We start from the raw sequence: 2,808 nt of genomic DNA, 5'->3' as shown, positions 1-2,808 counted from the left end.
TTGTGACTTTAAGTCAGGGTTCATATCGACCTCCATTCCTATTTTTTGTAGAAATATCAAGTAGATAATCGCCTTTGACCATTCAAAGATCAATTATATTTTTGTTACGTCAAGTACATACAAAAATTAAATAAATGAGATTCAACTTAGTTGGCGAGTAACCTTATTTTCAAAATCGATATCAGATGATTTTAAAAAATATTTTTTATGGTGTTGGTATTATGATCGTTTTTTTGCATTGGTATCTTTATCAACATCAAGCGATATTATTGATTTATCATTAAATGTGGGGGCAGGTATGGTGGATTTTCCACTAAAATTAGGCTTTAATATCCCAAATGAGATGAATATTAAGAATATTGAAATGTTACACGCAATTATTTCGTCGTAATTTTGCTATCCTTAAGCTATTCCTGATAATCTTAAATGCTCATAAGTTAATCCAATTCCTGTAAAAGTCAATTTTGAGATTATGGACAAAAATTACATATCGGGTTTAGATCTGGATTCTACCGAGGAGGTCGGGGTGTGGGTTGCAGGGAATCGTTGATTGGGCTTCTGTACAGATTCTTAATGCAGTGGAGCGTTAAGACCGGCAAAGTGTTTGAGCGCAGCGAGTTTTTGCCAGTTAGCGCAACGGAATTTAGAATATGTAAGAAGCTCAATCGGATTCATCGCAACCCATGCCCCGGCAGGGTTAAAGCAAAATAACCATTCTAAAATCTGCAATTTTTATAGCCAATATTTAGAAATAATTCTTTACATGCGATTACCCTTTATATGGGGATTTTATCTTTGAAAAAAAAGCACTAATATGCCATAATTAATTAAATTTTAAATAAAATAATTTGGGTATGCAATGATAACATTTTTAAAAGATCTTATTAAACAGGCCGGTAATATTTGCAAAAAAGAGCAAAAGCTTTTAAGACCTTCAGATGTAGATTTTAAAAATAAAAAAGACCTGGTCACCATTACCGATAAAAAGGTTGAAGACTTTATCATTAAACAGATTAGAGCGAAATATCCTTCACATGATATTTTTGGAGAGGAAACCGGCAGGACCCATTTTTCATCAGATTATCTATGGATCATTGATCCCATAGACGGAACCACCTCTTTTTTTCATCAGCAGCCATTTTATTCCATCAGTATAGCAGTGCAGTACCTCGGTCATACTATTTGTGGTGCTGTCTATGCGCCGAATTTAAATGAATTATTCTATGCCACCAGGGACAGCGGCGCTTTTTTAAATGATCATTCGATTTGCGTCTCAGAAGCCGACAAACTTATAAATTGTGTCATGGCTACAGGATTCGCCTGTTTGAGAGCTGATCTAACCATCAATAACCTTTTTTATTTTAACAAAATTGTTCCAAAATTAAGAGATATTCGACGGTATGGTTCTGCGGCGATTGATCTTTGTTATGTGGCATGCAGCAGGCTTGACGGCTTTTGGGAAATGAATCTAAATATTTATGATGTTGCAGCAGGTGCCTTTATTGTTGAGCAGGCAGGTGGAATGATCTGTGATTTTAAAGGAAATGATAATTTCCCTGAACAAGGAATCATTGCCACAAACAAATATCTTCAAAAGAAGTTACTTGAAAACTTCTAATAAATCCATAAGTTATAGAAAATGAAATTACCCAACTTAAAAAAAGAAAAAAAAACAAAATGACGATTCAATGGTTTCCAGGACATATGCTTGAAACACAAAACCTGCTTAAAAAGGCTATATCTAAAGTGGACGCTGTTTTGGAAATTTTAGACGCAAGACTGCCTGATGCAAGCGCTAATCCATTCGTAAATAAAATCTGTAAAGGCAAATTCAGGTTAAAAGTCTTAAATAAAGATGATCTTGCAGACCCTGAACAAACAAAATTATGGCTTGATTATTTTGAAGCTAAAGAAAAGACCCCTGCCATCTCAATTTGTGGTACTCATAAATTCCAGGCATATGAGGCATTGAATTATTGTGTGAACAGAATTGACAGAAACCGGGCCAGAAAAATCAAAGTAATGGTTTTAGGTATTCCCAATACAGGGAAATCCACAATTTTAAATTCACTTGCAGGCAAGAAAATTGCTAAGATTGGCAATGTGCCTGCAATCACCCGACACCAGCAACGGACCAGTTTAAAAAATAATATTGATATTTATGATACGCCCGGGATATTATGGCCGGTGATAGAACCGGAACAAAAAGCATATATCCTGGCAGCAAGCGGTGCCATATCTGATACTGCCATTGACTATAATAGCATTGCATTTTTTGCTGCCAATCTTTTAATCAAGAGATACCCTGAATTATTGATGCAGCGGTATCCTTTTTTGGAAACTTTACCAAAAAATGAGCTGATACTTATAGAAAAGATTGGTTCTGCAAGGGGATGTTTGAAAAAAGGAGGCATCATAAATTTACAAAAATCATCTGAAACATTAATTCGTGAACTTAGAGCCGGTAAGATCGGTAAAATAAGCTTTGAAACACCAAAGGATTTGGAATATGACAATAACACCAAAAAAAACTAACTCTATTAATAATTTTATTCTATTAAAATATCTTTTTTCACTACTCATTCTTTTATCATTTTCATCACCTTTATGGGCAAATATCGGCAACACAATCAAACCCAAAGCTGAGCACTCTTCTCAATGTGTTAAAATCATTCGCGCACTGGAACGATATCATTATCTTGAAAAAAATCTTGATGACAAAATGTCCTCGGTTATTCTTGATCGATATTTAAAACGGCTTGACCCCAGAAAACAATTATTCACCCTGGAAGATATCAATTCTTTTAA

Annotated in this window: 2 protein-coding genes and 1 pseudogene; all 3 read left to right on the top strand. The window is 34.6% G+C overall.

The features are described 5' to 3' along the window. Positions 1-859: 859 nt before the first annotated feature. Entirely contained in the window at positions 860-1,618 is a 759-nt protein-coding gene (locus K8S13_RS02770) for an inositol monophosphatase family protein (RefSeq protein WP_291460257.1), read from the top strand. A gap of 59 nt (positions 1,619-1,677) precedes the next feature. After that, positions 1,678-2,535: a ribosome biogenesis GTPase YlqF gene (ylqF, locus tag K8S13_RS02765; RefSeq protein WP_291460256.1), complete on the top strand. Its 858-nt coding sequence runs from the start codon at positions 1,678-1,680 to the stop codon at positions 2,533-2,535. Continuing rightward, positions 2,510-2,808 (top strand): annotated as a pseudogene (locus K8S13_RS02760) (tail-specific protease); the annotation flags it as partial. The gene ylqF and the pseudogene K8S13_RS02760, both read left to right, overlap by 26 nt.

The organism is Desulfobacula sp., from assembly GCF_021107415.1.
Note: the sequence above shows the minus strand (reverse complement) of the source record. Positions and strands in the feature narration are given on the sequence as shown.

Bases quoted from the DNA above. Each gene is read 5' to 3' on its own strand.
- K8S13_RS02770 (WP_291460257.1), top strand. From the start codon at position 860: ATGATAACATTTTTAAAAGATCTTATTAAACAGGCCGGTAATATTTGC.
- ylqF (WP_291460256.1), top strand. From the start codon at position 1,678: ATGACGATTCAATGGTTTCCAGGACATATGCTTGAAACACAAAACCTG.